Annotated in this window: 9 protein-coding genes; 5 read left to right on the top strand and 4 right to left on the bottom strand. The window is 71.4% G+C overall.

All coding sequences use genetic code 11. The annotated features are described in order from the left end of the window. Window positions 1-41 precede the first annotated feature (41 nt). Window positions 42-1,700 carry a 2-oxo acid dehydrogenase subunit E2 gene (locus tag ACTIGN_RS20500; RefSeq protein ID WP_439627258.1) on the bottom strand — a complete coding sequence of 553 codons (1,659 nt, stop codon included), beginning with the start codon at window positions 1,698-1,700 and terminating at the stop codon, window positions 42-44. Window positions 1,701-1,909: 209 nt separating this feature from the next. Continuing rightward, window positions 1,910-4,741, bottom strand: a complete 2,832-nt coding sequence (aceE, locus tag ACTIGN_RS20495; RefSeq protein ID WP_439627256.1) for a pyruvate dehydrogenase (acetyl-transferring), homodimeric type — start codon at window positions 4,739-4,741, stop codon at window positions 1,910-1,912. A 162-nt stretch (window positions 4,742-4,903) separates the two neighbouring features. Between aceE and ACTIGN_RS20490 the strand changes: the two genes are divergently transcribed. Beyond that, entirely contained in the window at window positions 4,904-5,947 is a 1,044-nt protein-coding gene (locus ACTIGN_RS20490) for a hypothetical protein (RefSeq protein ID WP_439627254.1), read from the top strand. A 92-nt stretch (window positions 5,948-6,039) separates the two neighbouring features. Continuing rightward, a complete protein-coding gene (locus tag ACTIGN_RS20485; protein WP_439627252.1) occupies window positions 6,040-7,827 on the top strand; it encodes a hypothetical protein in 1,788 nt (595 codons plus the stop codon). Window positions 7,828-7,841: 14 nt separating this feature from the next. On the opposite strand, the gene ACTIGN_RS20480 is transcribed toward ACTIGN_RS20485, so the two are convergent. Next, window positions 7,842-9,338, bottom strand: coding sequence for a c-type cytochrome (locus ACTIGN_RS20480; RefSeq protein WP_439627250.1), 1,497 nt, complete (start codon window positions 9,336-9,338; stop codon window positions 7,842-7,844). A gap of 175 nt (window positions 9,339-9,513) precedes the next feature. On the opposite strand from ACTIGN_RS20480, the gene ACTIGN_RS20475 reads away from it, so the two are divergent. From ACTIGN_RS20475 to ACTIGN_RS20465, 3 genes are all read left to right on the top strand, one after another. Beyond that, on the top strand, window positions 9,514-13,362 hold the full coding sequence (locus tag ACTIGN_RS20475; protein WP_439627248.1) for an outer membrane protein assembly factor BamB family protein: 3,849 nt from the start codon (window positions 9,514-9,516) through the stop codon (window positions 13,360-13,362). A 146-nt stretch (window positions 13,363-13,508) separates the two neighbouring features. Further along, window positions 13,509-14,528, top strand: a complete 1,020-nt coding sequence (locus ACTIGN_RS20470) for an AAA family ATPase (RefSeq protein WP_439627246.1) — start codon at window positions 13,509-13,511, stop codon at window positions 14,526-14,528. A gap of 268 nt (window positions 14,529-14,796) precedes the next feature. Further along, entirely contained in the window at window positions 14,797-15,678 is an 882-nt protein-coding gene (locus ACTIGN_RS20465) for a DUF58 domain-containing protein (protein WP_439627244.1), read from the top strand. A 462-nt stretch (window positions 15,679-16,140) separates the two neighbouring features. On the opposite strand, the gene lpxB is transcribed toward ACTIGN_RS20465, so the two are convergent. Continuing rightward, window positions 16,141-17,283 carry a lipid-A-disaccharide synthase gene (gene lpxB / locus ACTIGN_RS20460; RefSeq protein WP_439627242.1) on the bottom strand — a complete coding sequence of 381 codons (1,143 nt, stop codon included), beginning with the start codon at window positions 17,281-17,283 and terminating at the stop codon, window positions 16,141-16,143. Window positions 17,284-17,422 lie beyond the last annotated feature (139 nt).

Here is a 17,422-nt window from a genome sequence, read left to right as displayed (position 1 = left end):
CAGAAGGCCCACCCGGTTGCGTCGGGTGGGCCAGAGCGGTGTCACGTTTCCATCAACAGCCGGAGCGGGTCGCTGAAGAGTTGGGCGAGCCGCACGGTGAACCGGCACCCGTCGGCCCCGTCGATGACCCGGTGGTCGTAGGTCAGGCTCACCGGCATCATCAGCCGCGGGACGATCGCGCCGTCCCGCACGACCGGCTGCAGGCTCGACCGCGACAGGCCGAGGATCGCGACCTCGGGGTAGTTCACGAGCGGGGTGAACGCGGTGCCACCGATGCCGCCGAGGTTGGTGATGGTGAACGTGCCGCCGCGCATCTCGTCGATGGTGAGCTTGTTGGTGCGGGCCTTCTCGGCCATCCCGGCGACCTCCGCGGCCAGGTCGCGGATGCTCTTCTTGTCCGCGTCCTTGATGACCGGCACGACGAGCCCGCGCTCGGTGTCCACCGCGATGCCGATGCCGAAGTACTTCTTCAGGATCAGCTTCCCGGCGTTCATGTCGTAGCTGCTGTTGAAGGTCGGGAACTCCTTCAGCGCCGCGACGCACGCCTTGACGGCCAGCACCGTCATCGTGATCTTCGGCGACCCCTTGGGCAGCGCGTCGACGATGCGCTTGCGGCCGGCTTCCAGGTCGGTGATGTCGGCGAGGTCGTGCTGGGTGACCATCGGCATGGTCCGCCAGCCGGCGGTTAGGTTCTTCGCGATCGTCTGCCGGATCGTGGCGACGTCCTTGATCTCGACCGCGCCGAACTTGGTGAAGTCCGGGAGCGGCGGCAGGGTGAAGGTGTTGACGATGCTGCCGGTGAACGCGGCACCACCTCCGCCGCCCTGCTTGGCCCGGTCGCGCTCGGTCTTCACGAACCCCATCACGTCTTCGAGGGTGACGCGGTCGCCGCGGCCCGAGCCCTTCACCTCGTTGAGCGCGACGCCGAGCTTGCGGGCGAGCCGCCGGGTCGCGGGACCGGCGGCGACGATCGCGCCCGCCTTGGTCGCGACGGCCGTGGTCGTGGGGGCCAGCGAGCCGTTCTCGGACGGGCGCTTCACGGGCGCCGCGGCCTGTTGGTTCTGGGGCGCGGCCGGTTGCGGTGCCGCGGGCGCGGAAGGAGCGGGTGCCCCGGCCCCCTTGATCGTGAGGAGCTTGCCGCCGATGGTCACCTTGTCGCCGGGCTTGACGTGGACCGCCTCGACGACGCCCTCGGTCTCGGCTTCGAGTTCGACACCGGCCTTGTCGGTCTCGACCGACACGAGCGGCTGCCCGACCTTGATCGCGTCGCCGACCTTGACGAGCACGCCGGTAACGGTGCCGCCCTCGATCCCCTCGCCGAGGTTGGCGAGCGTCATCTCGACGCTGCCGCCGGTCGGCGCGGCGGCCGCTTGCGGGGCCGGGGCGGGCGGACTTGCGGCGGCCTTCGGTTGGGCCGCTGCCGGCACGTGCGCCTTCGGCTGCTGCGGGGCCGCGGCGGGGGCGGCCTTCTCGCCGCTGAGCGTCAGGATCAAGCCGCCGACGGGCACCTTGTCACCGGGCTTGACGTGGACCTGCCCGACGGTGCCGGCGGCCTCGGCCTCAATCTCCATCCCGGCCTTGTCGGTCTCGACCGACACCACGGGTTGCCCGGCCTTCACCACGTCGCCGGCCTTCACGAGGACGTTCGTGATGGTGGCCGAGTCGATCCCCTCGCCGAGATTCTGAAGACGAAATTCCATGCGTACCTCGTGTCACGCGCTCCGCCGCGCGCCAGTCTTCTTATCTTGCCCTCCCCCCTTGTGGGGGAGGGTGGCGAGGCCCTGCGAGCCGGGTGGGGGGTCAGCGGCGACGGTCGGCACAGCTTACCCCCCACCCGCCGCTCGAAGACTCGCGGCGACCTCCCCCACAAGGGGGGAGGTGAAATCCAAAAGCGGCGACCGCAACGCGGTCAGACGGTCCACGGGTGCGGCGCGTCGGGGTTGATGCCCAGATCCTTCACCGCCTTCGCGACCACCCCGCGGTCGAGTTCCTTCCGCTCGGCCAGTGCGTACAGGGCCGCGACGGCGACGTGCTCGGCGTCGATCTCGAAGAACCGCCGTAGCGCCTTGCGGGTCTCGGAGCGGCCGAAGCCGTCGGTGCCGAGGGCGAGCAACCGGCCGCCGAGGTACGGGCCCACCTGCTCGGCGAGCGTCCGCATGTAGTCGCTGGTCGCGACGATCGGCCCGGCGGTCTTGCCGAGCACCTGCGTGACGTACGGCACCTTCGGGGCGGCGTCGGGGTGCAGGCGGTTGTGCCGCTCGCACTCGATGGCGTCCTTGCGGAGCATCTGATAGCTGGTGGCGCTGTAGACGGTGCTGGCGATCCCGTACTTCTCGGCGAGGATCTTCTGCGCCCGCAGCGCCTCGTTGAGGATCACCCCGCTACCGAGCAGCTGGACCTCGTGCTTCGCGCCGTCGGGCTTGACGGTTTTGACCGCGTACAGCCCCTTGATGATGCCGTCGCGGACCTGCTCGCCGGGCATCGCCGGCATGTCGTAGCTCTCGTTGTAAACGGTGAGGTAGTAGAAGCACTCCTCGCCGCGCACGTACATCGCGTTGATGCCCTCTTCGATGATGACGGCGAGTTCGTACCCGAACGCGGGGTCGTAGGCCCGGCACGTCGGGATCGTCATCGCGATCAGGGGGCTGTGCCCGTCCTCGTGCTGGAGCCCCTCGCCGTTGATGGTGGTGCGGCCGGCGGTCGCGCCCATCATGAACCCGCGGCACCGGGCGTCGGCGGCGGCCCAGGCCAGGTCGCCGATCCGCTGGAACCCGAACATCGAGTAGTAGATGTAGAACGGGATCGTGTTGACGCCGTGGGTGCTGTACGCGGTGCCGGCGGCGATGAAGCTGCACATGCTGCCCGCTTCGTTGATCCCCTCCTGGAGGATCTGGCCGGTGGTGCTCTCGCGGTACTCGGTCGCCGACCCCTTGTCGACCGGGGTGTAGGTCTGCCCGACCGACGAGTACATGCCGTACTTCCCATACAACGGCGGCATACCGAACGTTTGCCCCTCGTCGGGGACGATCGGGACGATCAGTTTGCCGACGTTCGCGTCCCGCATCACCTGGTACATCAGGTTGACCCACATCAGTGTGGTCGACGCACCCTTCCCGGGCACGGTCGCGGAGTACAGCCGCTCGAAGTTGTTCCGGTCCGGCGGCGTGCAGGGCACGAACTTGTTGTTGCGGAACGGCTGCGGCCCGCCGAGCGCCTTGCGGCGCTCGCGGATGTACTTCATCTCGGGGCTGTCTTCGGCCGGGCGGTAGAACGGGATGTCACTGAGCTGGGCGTCGGTGAAGGGCAACTCGAACCGGTCGCGGAACTGGCGGAGGCCGGCGAGCGTCTGCTTCTTGGCGTACTCCTCGGGGCTGAGGTTCGGCTCGGCCTCGATCTGGACGGTGAGCTTCTTCAACTGGTGCGTGGTGAACTTGCCCTGCCCGCCGTCGCCCGGGATGCCGTACCCCTTGACCGTCTTGACGAGGATGACCGTCGGCTGGCCCTTGTGCTCGACGGCCGCCTTGTACCCGGCGTACACCTTGAGCGGGTCGTGCCCGCCGCGCTTGAGCGCCGCGATCTGGTGGTTCGACAGGTCCTCGACGAGCGACTTGAGTTCCGGCGTGTTGAAGAACGTGTCGCGGATGAACTGGCCGCGGCGCTCGCGGTCCTCCTCCTCGCTCAGGAGCTTCTTGGCGCCGATCTCGTCCTTCGTCCGCAGGTCGCGGCCGATGTACTCGGTGTACTCGCCGTCGACGACCTCCATCATGCGGCGGGCGAGCGCGCCGGTGTGGTCGTTCTTGAGGATGCGGTCCCAGTCGGTGCCCCAGATGACCTTGATGACGTTCCACCCGGCCCCGCGGAACACGCCCTCGAGTTCCTGGATGATCTTGCCGTTGCCGCGGACCGGGCCGTCGAGCCGCTGGAGGTTGCAGTTGATGACCCAGGTGAGGTTGTCGAGCTTCTCGCGGCCCGCGAGGCTGATGGCCCCGAGGCTCTCGGGCTCGTCGCACTCGCCGTCGCCGAGGAACGCCCACACGCGGGCCTCGTTCGCGGGCACCGACAACTTGCGGTCGCGGAGGTAGCGGTTGTACCTCGCGTGGTAGATGCTCATGATCGGGCCGAGGCCCATGCTCACGGTCGGGTACTGCCAGAAGTCCGGCATGAGCCACGGGTGCGGGTAGCTGCTCAGGCCGCCGCCCGGCTTCAGCTCCTGGCGGAAGTTCGCGAGCTTCTCCTCAGAGAGCCGGCCCTCGACGAACGCCCGCGAGTACATGCCGGGGCTGGCGTGGCCCTGGAAGAACACCACGTCGCCGGGGTGCCCGTCGGACCGCCCGTGGAAGAAGTGGTTGAACCCGATCTCGTAGAGGGTGGCGGCGCTGGCGAACGTCGAGATGTGGCCGCCGACGTTCGTGTCCTTGTTCGCCTTCAGGACCATCGCCATCGCGTTCCAGCGGACGATGCTCTTGATCTTCCGCTCGATGCCCCGCTCGCCCGGGAACAGCGGCTGGTCCTCGATCGGGATCGTGTTGACGTAGGGGGTGGTGATGCCGGTCGGGATGCGGGACTGGCCGAGCTTGGCCACCTTGGCGACGAGCGACTCGAGCAGGAACCGGGCCCGGTCCGGCCCGCCGTACTTGACCACCGCCTCCATCGCGTCGAGCCACTCGCCGGTCTCTTGCGGGTCGACGTCCTCGGGCAGTCGGGAGTTCCGGTTGGCCAACACGTCGGGGGTCGCGTGCATCGACATCTCCGGGAGCGGGGCCGCGGGCGGTAACGGGGCGGGGGCTCAGGCGTGGTTCCACCCGGGTCGCAGGGTTAGGATAGTTCCGGGCTTCGGGCTCGTCTATACGAGTACAGGACGCCCGTTTAGCCGCGAACGAACCAACCTTTCGGTGAGCGTCGCATGCGCCCCTTGCTTGCTCTCATTCTATACGCCGCGGTCGCCGCACGACCGGCCGCCCCGGCAATCAAACCGACGATTGTGTCGGTCGCCAAGGACGCCGCCCTCGCCGACGCCGCCGCGGAGCTGAGCAAGTCCCCCGCCGGCGCGGCGGTGGGGGTCGAACCCGGCGACCGAGCAAAGGCAAGGCTCGCGGCCGGGGCCGATCAGGTGCCGTTCTGGGACGCCCTCGAAGCGGTCGCGGACCAGTCGAAGTCGCGGCTCACGGTCCGCGACGGCGGCCGGACCGTGGTCCTCGCCCCCCGCCCCGGTCCCCGCGAGGTGTCGGCGGTGTCGGGCGCGTTCCGCATCGTGCCGCGAACGGTGACCGGCCGGTTGCTGCTCGACCAGGGCACGGCGGTCCACGAGATCGACCTCGACGTTCACTGGGAGCCGCGGGCGCGGGTGTACCGCATCGACAGCGCGCCGCGGATCACCCGAGCCGAGGACGACCGCGGGACCGTCCTGACCGCCGAGGCGGCCGGCTCGCGGCACTACCCCACCGGCTCGCTTACAGATCTGAAGGTCCGGATCACGGGACTGACGCGCGACAGCAAGCAGATCGCGACGCTCGCCGGCGAGTTCCGCGCGACCGCCGCCGAGCGGATGCTGGCGGTGCCGTTCAAGAACCTCGCGGCCAAGTACCCGATCGTTCAGAACGAGGGCGGCGTGTCGGTCGCGCTGCGGTCCTTCGAGAAGGTCGGCGGCCTGTGGGAGGCGCAGCTCGAACTGACCTACCCCGAGGGGCACCCGGCGTTCGAGAGCTTCGAGGAGCAGAAGTGGCTCCGGGACACCCGGCTCCGACTGATCGACCCGAAGGCGGCCGCGTTCGAGCCCGACAACGACGACGTGACCGCCGCCGGCCGCCGCGTGTCCGCGACCTACCGCTTCAAGCTCCCGGCCGCCGCTAACCCGCTCGAACAGGGCTGGTCGCTGGTGTGCGACACCCCCGGCCCCCTCACCGAGGTGACGGTGCCGTTCGTGCTGAAGAACGTCCCGCTGCCGTAGTGGGTGCTTCTCTTCGCGACCCGCGGTTGCGGTGGGCGTCACACGGGTGGATACAATCGCTTCGCACGATTTGTCCCGTGGCTGGAGCGAACGTGGGCATCTTCAAAACGATCTTGGTCACGGTCGCCGGATGGGCCGGGCTTCTCCCGCACCAACGGCGCAAGTGGTACCGGGTGATGGTGGCGGGCAAGCCCGTCGGGCGCTTCCACCTCCCACCGGCCGACTTCCTGCCGAACCCCGACACGCCGTCCCGCGACTTCCTGATCCGCCCGGAGATGGTCGACTTCGGCGATTACTTTTTCCTCTACTGGGTCGAGGCCAAGCCCGAGGGCGGGTACAAGACCTCCTCCTGGCACCCCGCGACCGCCGAAGAGCAGATCGAAGCGCGGAGGCTGCACGAGGTCTGTCGGGACCTGAAGGTGAGCGCCGCGCCGCCCGCCCGCACGGCCGAGGAGCGGCGGCTCGTGGAGGCCGCCTGCGCCGACCGCGCGAACGAGCGCGCGTACCGCGAGTACGCGGCGGCCCTCACGCGACGGGGGGACACCTACGGCGACTACATCCGCTTGACGTGGGATCTGGAAGCGGCCCCGGAGGGCAGCCCCCGGAGGGACCACCTCTACCACCAGCAGCAGACCCTGGTTAACCGGCACGGAGCCACGTGGGTTCGAACTCTGACCGACCTCGGGCTGTTCCCCGGCGTCTACATGGACGACCTCGACGGCTTTCTCCCGGACATGTGGTTTACATCCAAGGGGGTGATCGAAGAACTCGACGTTCCCGGGGACTCCCGCGTCTTCCCCGACCACCTCCCCCACCTCCTTGCCGCCGCGCCGTTCCTTCGGGTCTTGAAGGTGGGGGGGCTCGATGCGACAGCGGTGGCGCTGGGCACGGCGCCGGAAATGGCCCACATCGAGGTGCTGCACGCGACGGGCGGGAGCCCGTCGCCGAGGGACCTCCTGACGTTTGCCGAGTCACCGCACCTCAGCGGGTTGCGAGAACTCGACGTCTCGCGGAACCGCATCGGCCCCGACGGGGCCGCGACACTCGCCAACGCGCGGTGGCTCGACGGGCTCCGGTACCTCAACCTGCAGTCCTGCGACCTCGGCGACGGGGGGATGGAGGCACTGGCCGCGTCGCCCTCGGTGTCGAACGTGGTCACCCTCCACCTCGGCGACAACAGCCTCGGGGACGCCGGCGTCGCGGCTGTTGCGAGGTCACCGCACCTGGGCCGGTTGACGACCTTGAACCTGGGGGACAATGCGTTCGGTGCGGAAGGGGTCCGCGCGCTTGCGGGCGCGGCGTTCGTGCCGCAGCTTCGCTCCCTCGCCATCGAAAACTCACACGCCGGCCCGGACGCGATGCGAACCTTGTTCTCGGCCCCGTTCGCCCCGCTCAGGGCGTTGAACGTCAGCGGGGCCGACGCCGGCGACGCCCTGGCCCAACTCGCAACAGCCCCGTACTTCCACACGCTCGAAGACCTGCACGCGAGCGGATGCGACGCCGGCGACGGGTTCGCCACAGCGGTTGCCGCCGCCGGGTTCACGTCCCTCCGCCAGTTCCGGGTTGCCACGGGCCACATCACGGACACCGGCGTGGTCGCACTCGCCGGATCGAAGGCCCTGAACAAGGTCGCAGTTTTGGACCTGTCGGGGCACCCGTTCGGACCGGACGGAGTCAAGGCCCTCGCGGCGTCCGAGATGCCGGCGCTGGAAGAACTTCACCTGACTGGGGTCGAGGTCGGGCCGGTCGGGGTCGCGGCACTCTGTGCCGCGACCCTCCCGAAGCTCACGCGGCTGTGGGTGACCGAGGAGCGGATCGGCGCCCAGGGCAAGGAGAGATTGACGGCGCGCTTCGGAGACGCGGTCGGCTTCCTCGGGTGAGGCAGCCGCGGGTGTTACGGGTCGATCTTCACGCCGTTGAGGTCGTCGAGGGACGTGTCGTTGTCGGCCCTCAGCCGCTCCTTGAAGCGGGCGAGGGTCGCGGGGTTCTGGAGCTGCTGCCGGGCGTAGGGGTCGGCCAGCGCTTGCAGGAAGTGGACGATGTTCCAGATCTTGTCCGGCCGCTCCAGGTACGCCGGGCCGGTCGCCAGCGTCGGGAAGAACGCGGTCATGCCGCTCGGGTGGATGCCGCCGTACAGCCGGGCGTACAGGTCCTCGCCGCGGCGGCCCCCGCGGAACACGCCGATCGGCAGGTTCCGCGGCTGCACCGCCCCGCCCCACACGTCCCACTTCAGTTGCGGCTCGCGGCCGTAGTTCACGTGGCACGCGGCGCACCCGAACTCGGCCGAGTTGTACAGCTTGTACCCCCGCACCGCCGAGAGCAGCCGGTCGTCGTCGGTCCGGGTGTACTCGGGCGGGACCGGGATCGGGCTCCTCGCCGCGAGCCCCCAGTTGTACAGCACGAACATCAGGTTCTGGTCGAACAGCCAGGTGAGTTCGCCGCCGGTGAAGTCCGGGTCGTCCTCGGTCGGCTGCATCGCCCGGGCGATCGTCGAATACTCGGTCTCGCCGCGCACCGAGAGGTGGATGACGTAGCTCACGAGGTCTTCGAGTTCCGCGCCCGTGAGGGTCGGGAACGCGGGCATCATGGACCCGTCGAGCCCCTTGCGGATCGTGCGGGCGAGGTCGGCGCGGCGCGGCTTCCCGGCGGCCCCGAGCCCCTTCTTCGGCTGCTTCGGGTCCGGCTGGGCGAACGCGGTGACGAACTTGAACACCCCCTGCCGGTAGTCCCGGGGCATGGCGGCGAGTTCGATGGCGTGCGAACCGTCGCCGGCCCCGGTCGGCCCGTGGCACTGGAGGCACCACCGGCGGTACACGACCGAGCCGCGGGCCAGCGAGGCGTCGTCGAGCTTCAGTTCGTCCTTCGCGGCGTTCGCGGCGTCCCAGTCGGCGCGCGTCGCCTGCGCCGCAGACGGCTTCCACTTCTTGATCGCGGCCGCCGCGGCCCCGAGGTTGGCGAACACGCCCTTCTCGGGGTTCAACCGCACGTTCGCGGCGATGGTCACCTCGTTCCAGTCGGGGACGCGGACCCGCGGCTCGGCCGGGGTGCCGAAGCCCGACCCGAGGAGGCGGGCGAGTTGCGCCGCGGCCGCCGGGTTCAGGTCGCTGGGGTCGAGGATGTTCTTGCCGAGTTGCTTGCGGAGGTCCTCGGCGATCTCGCGGTCGGGGGTCGCCGCGGGGTTGCGGGCGCTCCGCATGGGCGGGAACCCGGCCGCGGGCCACGTCTTCGGAGCGCCGTCGAGGAGCTTGACGGCCAGGAAGTCGGTGCGGGGGGCGTACTCGCCCGCGGTGCCGGCCGAGGGCGTGATCGCGGCCGGCACCGCGGGCGTGGCGCGGCCGCACCCGACCGCGACGAGGGCCAGAACCGGGAACAATCGTGCGGTGGTTCGCATGGGTGGCGCCGTGCGGCGGGGGACCGTGGTTCGGGTGCCCAGTTCGGGCGGGTTGTTACTCATTTTATGCGCCTGGCGCTTGTGTCCGGCCCGGGATCGTCAAGAATAAGAACCGGTGCGCCCGCCGCGCCACAACACCGCACCAGGGCACCGCCGACCCGACGAGCAGCACCTCATGACTTCGGCCGGTCGCGCCGCCGCACTGCTGATCCTCGCCCTGCCCCTCCGAGCGCCGGCCCAGCCGCCGGCCCCGGAGCCCGCGAACCTGCGCGGCGACTCGGCCCAGACCCGCAAGCGGCTCACCGAGGCCGAGCAGCGGCTCGCGAACAACCAGCCGGCCGACGCGATCGACGCGCTCCAGCGCGTCCTCGACGACGCGGGCGACGACCTCGTGACCGCCGACGGCAAGCAGTACCAGCCCGCCCGCCGGTTCGTTCACCAGATCCTCGCGCGGCTCCCGGCCGACGCGCTGAAGGGCTACCAGGACCGGCTCGACGGCCCGGCCCGCAAGCTCCTCGACGCCGCGAAGCAGGCCCGCGACCCGGCCCCGCTGTGGCAGCTCCTCGACCGCTACTTCGTTTCGCGGCCGGCCGAAGAGGGCCTGCTCCTCCTCGGCGACCTGCTGTTCGAGGACGGCGAGTTCCTCGCGGCCGAGCACGCCTGGCGGCGGCTCCTCCCCGACGCCGGGGCCGACCTCGTGTACCCGAACCCGAGGACCGACCCCGCGAGCGTGCGGGCGCGGCTGGTGCTCGCGGCGGCGTTCGCGGGCGACCTCGAACGCGCCCGAGCGGCGCTCGCCCTGTTCAAGGCGAAGCACCCGGACGCGAAGGGCGCGCTCGCCGGCCGCGACGGGAACCTCGCCGCGACGCTCCAGGCCGTCCTCGAGCGACCGCCGGCGGTGCCGCCCCCGGGCCGCAGCGCCGACTGGCCCACGTTCGGCGGCGGCCCCGACCGCTCCGGTCGCGTCGGGGCGCGGCTCCCGAAGTTCTGGCCGACGGGCCGCCCGAGCTGGGCCGAGCCGCTGCTCTCGGTCGCGCCCCGGCACCCGGCCGCGCCGCTCGGCCCGCCGGCGCGGCCCCCGTTCGGCCACCCGGTGATCGCCGCAGGGTGCGTGTTCGTCAGCGACGGCACCAGTCTCCACGGGTTCGACCTGCTCACCGGCAAGGCGGTCGCGGTGCCGCGGGTGTTCGGGGAGCCCGCGTCCTTCGACCCGACCAAGCCGCCGCCGCCCGACCCGAGCCCGACCCTCACCGCCGCGGGCGACCGGCTCTACGTCCGCACCGGCCCGCCGCTCGTTCGCCCGGCGGACGGCTCGAAGACCGGGAAGGCTCCCGAGGAGACTTCACTCGTCTGCATCGGGCCGGACGCCGCGACGGGGCGGCTCAGGGTGCGGTGGCGACTCCCGGCACCGGGCGACGGGAAGACGCCGACCGCGTGGGAGGGCGCGCCTCTAGTCGCCGGGCGGCGGCTGTGGGCGGCACACGCCCGGTTCGAGGGCGGCCGCGTCGTCCACGGGATCGACTGCTACGACCCGGCCGACGCCGCGACCGCCCCGCGGCTCGCCTGGGCGAGCGACGTCTGTGACAGCCCGCTGTCAACGAGCGGCGACCCGCGGTCGCGGCAGGAGTTGCTCACGCTCGCCGGGCGGAACGTCGTGTTCTGCTCGAACACCGGTGCGGTCGTCGCGCTCGACGCGGTCACCGGCCGGCGGGCCTGGGGGTTCCGCTACCCCCGCTCGCGGAAGGCCGATGCGACTCGCTCGCCCGACCCGGCCCCTGCGGTGTACGCGGGCGGTCGCCTGTTCGTCGCCCCAACCGACGCGGACCGCGTGTACGCCCTCGACCCCGAAACCGGCAGCGTCGTGTGGGAGTCCGGCACCGCCGAGGGCGCGCAGGTTCTGGGCGTCGCGGCCGGCAAACTCGTCGTAAGCGTGACCGGCCCGGTCCGCGGGCTGCGGGGGCTGAGCGTCGCGAACGGGTCGAGCCGCGAGCCGGACGGCTGGGTGCTGAGCGACACCGGCGGCCTGCTCGGCTACGGCCGCGGGTTCGTCACCGAGGGGGCCGTCGCGTGGCCGACGCGCCACGGGCTGTGCCTCGTGAACCCGCGGACAGGGGCTCTGCTCGCGCCGCCGTTCCTGAACCACCTCGCGGGCGACCAGCGGGGCTTCTTCGGCAACCTGGCCTTCGCCGACGGCGTGCTGGTGGTCGTCACGCCCATGCAAGTCTGGGGCTACGTCACCGAATCGCGGCAGTTCGGCCTCCCGAAAGAGCGCTCGAACCGTGACCCGGTGCGGGCGAGGTACGAGGCGCTCGTCGAGCGGGCCGACGACGCGCTCGCTTCGAGCCACACAGTTGACGCAAGCGAGGCGCTGCTCGCGGCAACGCGACCGGAGTTCCCGGCCCCCCTACGAGCGTGGGCGGCCGCTCGGGTGCTGCTCATGTCCCCAGTCGTTGACGGCGAGGCGAACCTCTCCGCGACGGTTCGTGCGGCGCTCGCGCCGGAACTCCGCGGCGAGTGGGTCTTCACCCCCGACGGCGGGCTCGCGACGCTCGGCGCGCTCGTGGCGCGGCACACGAACCGCGAGCCGACCGTTCGGCCGTCGCCTGCACCGGCGGCGTGCGAACCGCGAACGGCCGAGCAGGCGTGGCTCGCGCCCGACGCCGAGATCACCCGCACGGCGCGGCTCCCGCCGAACTCGGTCCCGCTGCGGTGGCTCCCCGGAACGCCGGGCGTGCCGAAGCGGGTCTATACCGCGACCGCTGAGCACCTCTTCACGCTCGCACTCGGCGACGGCGGCGACTCGCGGCACGACGCCACCGACCACTTCACGCACGCCGCCGACCTCGCGGACGGGTTCGTGGTCGCGGGGCCGCTCGCGGTCGCGGTGTACGGCAGCGAGCGCGCCCCCGTATGGGTGTTCCGCGTCCCCGCGACCGAACCGCTGCCCCGCGAGCCCGGCCAGTACCGCGTGAGCCCCGCCGCGTTCCTCGCACCGCCGGAGATGACCGCGTTTCGGCTCAGCGGCGCGTGGCTCGTCGCGCGGCTCGGCGACCGGCACCTCATCGCGTTCGACCTGAAGTGCCGCCGCGTCGCGTGGGTGCTCGGCACGAGCGGGCGCCTGGGCTACACGCCGCACGCACTCCAAGACGCGGTGCGGCTCGGCCCGTCGTTCGCGCTCGCGAGCGGGCTGGTCGTGGCACAACTCTCGGACGGCCGGCGGTGGTTCGTGCGGCTCGAAAGCGGCAAGGTGCTCGACGTTCCCGGGTTCGACCAGCCAACCGCGAAGTCGTGGTGGCCGGTGCCGCCCGCCGAGGTCGAAGGCAACCGGCTCGCGGTGTCCGACGGCCCCGGCACCGTGCGGCTCCTCAACCTGGGCAGCGGCCGCGTGCGCTGGACCCACCACGAGGGCCGCGACACCAGCCTGAGCGGCACGCCCCCGCAGGTCCGCGCCTGGGGGCCGGCGCTCCTCGTCGCGGTGAGCCGCAACCACGGCATCGAACTCGATCGCCTCGACCCAACTACCGGTCGCTCGGCGTGGGGCGGCGACGCCGCGTTCATCGACGCCCCAACCGTCAGCCTCGAGAACGCCGACGCGGACGACGTGCGGGTCTACGTTCCCGCGGGGAAGCACCTGACGGCCGTGTGCCTCAAGGACGGCAAGTCCGCGTGGGAGGCGGAACTCCCCGACACGCGGGCGGCCGGTGGGTGGGTCGTGCGGGCCGGGCAGCAGTGCGTCATCGCGTACCCCGCGAACGCCGTCCCCCGGGAGCCGGTCGCGACCGTCCTCGCCCGCGTCGCCCGCTCGTTCCGCAACAGCCCCGACGCGACGCGCCTCCCCGGACTGTTCGCGACGCTGTATGATGCGTGGGTCGCGCGGTCGGTCCCGGTGCTCCTGTTCGACCCGGAGACGGGCCGGCGGCTGAACCGCTTCGACGTGCCGGCGCTCGGGCCGACCGTGACCGCGTGGTTCGAGCGCGACCTCGCCGTCGTCGCGACCGGCGACCGCGTGTGCTGGCTGCGTTAGCCGGGGATCGGGAGTCGGGAATCAGGAGTCCGGCACGAAGCATCCCGAACGCGCCCCCGTGACTGCCGATCCCTGATCCCCGGCTCCCGACCCCCGATCCCCGACTCCGGAGTCCCCCCGTGGCCGTGCGTGGTGAACCAGCGAGCTTGACCGAGGACGAGGCCCACGCGGCGGAACTCCTCCGCGTCGCCAGCGACCGCATCCTGGCCGAGTGCGGCAAGGCCATCGTCGGCCAGCAGGACGTTCTCGAACTGCTCCTCATCGCGCTCCTGGGCCAGGGGCACGCGCTGCTCGTCGGCGTCCCCGGGCTCGCCAAGACGCTCATGATCCGCACGCTCGCGGACAGCATGGCGCTCACGTTCAACCGGGTGCAGTTCACCCCGGACCTGATGCCCTCGGACATCACCGGCACCGAGATGCTGCAAGAGGACCGCGCGACCGGGCAGCGGGCGTTCCGGTTCCTCCACGGGCCGATCTTCGCCAACGTCGTCCTCGCCGACGAGATCAACCGCACCCCGCCGAAGACGCAGGCGGCGCTCCTCGAAGCGATGCAGGAGCGGCAGGTCACGGTCGCCGGCACGCGGCACAAGCTCCCCGACCCGTTCTTCGTCCTCGCCACGCAGAACCCGATCGAGCAGGAGGGAACCTACCCGCTGCCGGAAGCGCAGCAGGACCGGTTCATGTTCACGATCACGGTCGGCTACCCCAACGAGGAAGACGAGTACCGCATCATCGAGTCGACCACCTCGGCGGCGCGGCCGCGGGTGGACCGCGTGGTGACCGGCGACGAGCTCATGGCGATGCAGGCGCTGGTGCGGAAGGTGCCGGCCGCGGGGTACATCATCCGGTACGCACTGCGGCTGTCGCGGTACACCCGGCCGCACGCCCAGGACGGCGAGCCGGCCGACCCGAACGTCCCCGACTTCGTGAAGAAGTACGTCACCTGGGGGGCCGGGCCGCGGGCCGGGCAGAACCTGATCCTCGCGGCAAAAGCCCGCGCCCTGCTCCGCGGCCGCGCCTACGTCGCCGTCGAGGACGTGAAGGCCGTCGCCCTGCCGGTCCTGCGGCACCGCGTCATCACCAACTACGCCGCAAAGGCCGACAACGTCACCCCCGACGAGATCGTCCGCCGCTTGGTGAAGGAAATCCCGGCCCGAGAGGTGTGAATCCGCGTCGGCGGTAGGGTGCGTCGAGGCCGGCTCTGCGGCCGATCCGCACCGTGAGAGCGTCGCGGGGTTGTGGTGCGGTGTGCGCCGCGTTTTCGAGCCACGGGGCTTGTCCCCGTGGGCTGCCGCGTTCTCGAGCATCACGGGGACAAGCCCCGTGGCTCGAAAGACCCAGGATACGCTCTCGCCCCACGGTGCGACTCGTGGCGAAGCGCCACTCGGCGCACCCTACCCCGAACGCCATTAACCATCACGGCCACCGAGCGCCATGCCCCCCCTTCCCGATCCCGCCGTTCTCGCCCGCATCGACCGCCTCGAACTGGAGGCCCGGCAGGTCGTCGAGGGTTACCTGTCCGGGCGGCACCGGAGCCCGCGGCACGGGTTCGCGGTCGAGTTCGCCCAGCACCGCGAGTACGCCCCCGGCGACGACATCAAGCACATCGACTGGAAGGTGTACGGCCGCACCGAGCGGTACCACCTCAAGCAGTACGAGCAGGAAACGAACCTCGTCGCGTGGCTGCTCATCGACGCGAGCGAGTCGATGGGGTACGGCTCGGGCGCCCGCACGAAGTACGACCTGGCGTGCGGGGCGGCCGCCGCGATGGCGTACCTCGTGCTGACGCAGACCGACAGCGTCGGCGTCGCCACGCTCGCGGGCGGCACCCGCGGGTTCCTGCGGCCGTCCGGGCAGATCACGCAGCTCCGCGAGGCGTGCCGGGTGATGACCGATGGCCCGTTCGCCGGACCCGCGGAACTCGGCACCGTGCTGAACGAACTCGCCGGCCGCACCGGCCGCCGCGGGGTCGCGTTCGTGTTCAGCGACCTGCTCGACGACGTGCCCGACATCCTCGCCGGGCTGCAGCACCTGCGGTACCAGAAGCACGAGGTCGTGCTGTTCCACACGCTCGACGCGGCCGAGATCGACTTCCCGTTCCGCAACACGACGCTGTTCCGCGGCCTAGAGGGGCTGCCCGAGATCCTCACCGACCCGCCCGGCATCCGCGACAGCTACCTGAAGGCGTTCAACGACCACGTCGCGGCGATCGAGGCCGGGTGCCGGGCGATGGAGATCGACTGCGTCCGGCTCCGCACCGACGCCGACCTCGGCCGCGACCTCGCCGCCTACCTCCAGAAGCGCCACGCCGTGTGAATCCGGCAAGATTTTCGCGCGCCGCGATTTGACTTCCCGCCGACTGATGCACATCTGTATATATGGCGACCGCGGACCGCGAGTCAAATCGCGGTACCTGCAATTTCGCGGTCCGCCCCGACACCTCCCCGTGAGTTTCCCATGCCCGCCCCCGCCGACACCGCCGAACTGCTCACCAGCGCCGCGGAGTACCGTGCGATCGGCTGCGCGTGGGCCGTCGTCGCCGCGCACCTGGGGTGCGACCCCGGGGACCTCGCGGCGCAGGTCCGCGCCGCGGGCAAGTCCTTCAAGCGGCGGGTCAAGGTTCTGGTGAAGGAGCGGGAAGAAGAGGAAGAGGCGCGGGCGTTCCGCACGCTGCGGGGGCGGATGCGGAGCGCCGACACGGTCGCCGCCCGCACCGCGGCCGCGCTGGCGCTGGTCGCCGCCGCGACCGAGACGCTCGACGCGGACGCCAAGAGGCGGTCAGGCCGCGCGGCGAAGGGCCGCCGGCTCGCCGAGGAGAAAGTCCGCGGCCCGCTCGCACGCGCCGGGAACGGCGACGCGGTCCCGGAGGGCCGCCAGGCGGGCCACCGCGGCGTCGCGGGCGGCGGGGTTGTTCAGCCACCCCAGGACGTGCCCGGCGATCCGCTCCGACTCGTCGCGGGCGGTGGCGATCTCGGGGAACAGCGCCTCGCCGGCGAGCAGGTTCACGAGGGTGAAGTACGGGAGCTTCACGAGCCGCCGGGCCAGCCACAGCGAGAGCGGGGCCATGCGGTACACGACCACCGACGGCTTGGCCCGGTACATGAGTTCGAGGCTCACCGACCCGGACACGGCGACGCACGCGTCGGCCAGTTCGATGACCTCGGGGGTGCGGCCGACGTGGACCGAGACGGGGAACGCGGCCCGCGCGGCGGCCTCGCGGACCTGGGCCGCGTGGCGGTCGTTGAACGCCGCGACGAGGAACCGGGCGTCGGGCCGTGCGGCCTTCACCTTCCTGGCCGCGGCGAGCATCATCTCGAAGTTCGCGGCGACCTCCTGGTTCCGCGACCCGGGGAGCAACGCGACGACCGCCCCGCCCTTCACCCGCTCGTCGGCGAGGAACGCGGGGTCGAGCCGCTGGTTCGCGAGTTCGTCGAAGTACGGGTGCCCGACGTAGTGCGTGCGGACCCCGCGGGCGCGGTACCAGTCGTCCTCGAACGGCAGCGCCGAGAGCACGCCGGCGCACCACTTGCGGACCTGCCGCGCCCGGCCGCGTCGCCACGCCCAGAGCTGCGGGGGGACGAAGTAGTACACGGGGATGCCGGCGGCGCGGGCGCGCTTGGCCAGCTCGAAGTTGAACCCGGGGTAATCGATGAGCACGACCGCGTCGGGCCGGTCGTCGCGGAACAACCGCTCGGAGTCGGCGGCGAGGCGGAAGAACGTGGGCAGGTGCTCCAGCACGCGGCGGAGGCCCATCACCGACAGCTCGGTGAGCGGGTAGTGCAGGCTCGCGCCCGCGGCGGCCATCTTGGGGCCGCCGAACCCGGCCACCTCGATCTCCGGGTCGCGCCGGCGGAGCGCGCGGATGAGGTTCGCCCCGTGCAGGTCGCCGCTGGGTTCGCCGGCGCTCAAGAACAGCTTCATGGTGGCATCCTGGCCGACTGCGTAAACCGCCCGAGCCTCTCCCTTCGCACAAATCGGCGATCCGGGCTAGCCCAACCGGACTTGGTGGCGAACCCTGAGCGCCAGCGAGGGGGTGAGGCGCACCCCCTCGCTGGCGCTC

The sequence above is a fragment of the Gemmata sp. genome (genome assembly GCF_051859125.1).
Classification (GTDB): domain Bacteria; phylum Planctomycetota; class Planctomycetia; order Gemmatales; family Gemmataceae; genus Gemmata.
The sequence above is the reverse complement of the archived record's forward strand: the minus strand, read 5'-3'. Positions and strand labels throughout refer to the sequence as shown.

Excerpts from the sequence above, each read along its gene's own strand:
- ACTIGN_RS20500 (WP_439627258.1), bottom strand. The coding sequence starts at position 1,700 with ATGGAATTTCGTCTTCAGAATCTCGGCGAGGGGATCGACTCGGCCACC.
- aceE (WP_439627256.1), bottom strand. The coding sequence starts at position 4,741 with ATGCACGCGACCCCCGACGTGTTGGCCAACCGGAACTCCCGACTGCCC.
- ACTIGN_RS20490 (WP_439627254.1), top strand. The coding sequence starts at position 4,904 with ATGCGCCCCTTGCTTGCTCTCATTCTATACGCCGCGGTCGCCGCACGA.
- ACTIGN_RS20480 (WP_439627250.1), bottom strand. The coding sequence starts at position 9,338 with ATGCGAACCACCGCACGATTGTTCCCGGTTCTGGCCCTCGTCGCGGTC.
- ACTIGN_RS20475 (WP_439627248.1), top strand. The coding sequence starts at position 9,514 with ATGACTTCGGCCGGTCGCGCCGCCGCACTGCTGATCCTCGCCCTGCCC.
- ACTIGN_RS20465 (WP_439627244.1), top strand. The coding sequence starts at position 14,797 with ATGCCCCCCCTTCCCGATCCCGCCGTTCTCGCCCGCATCGACCGCCTC.
- lpxB (WP_439627242.1), bottom strand. The coding sequence starts at position 17,283 with ATGAAGCTGTTCTTGAGCGCCGGCGAACCCAGCGGCGACCTGCACGGG.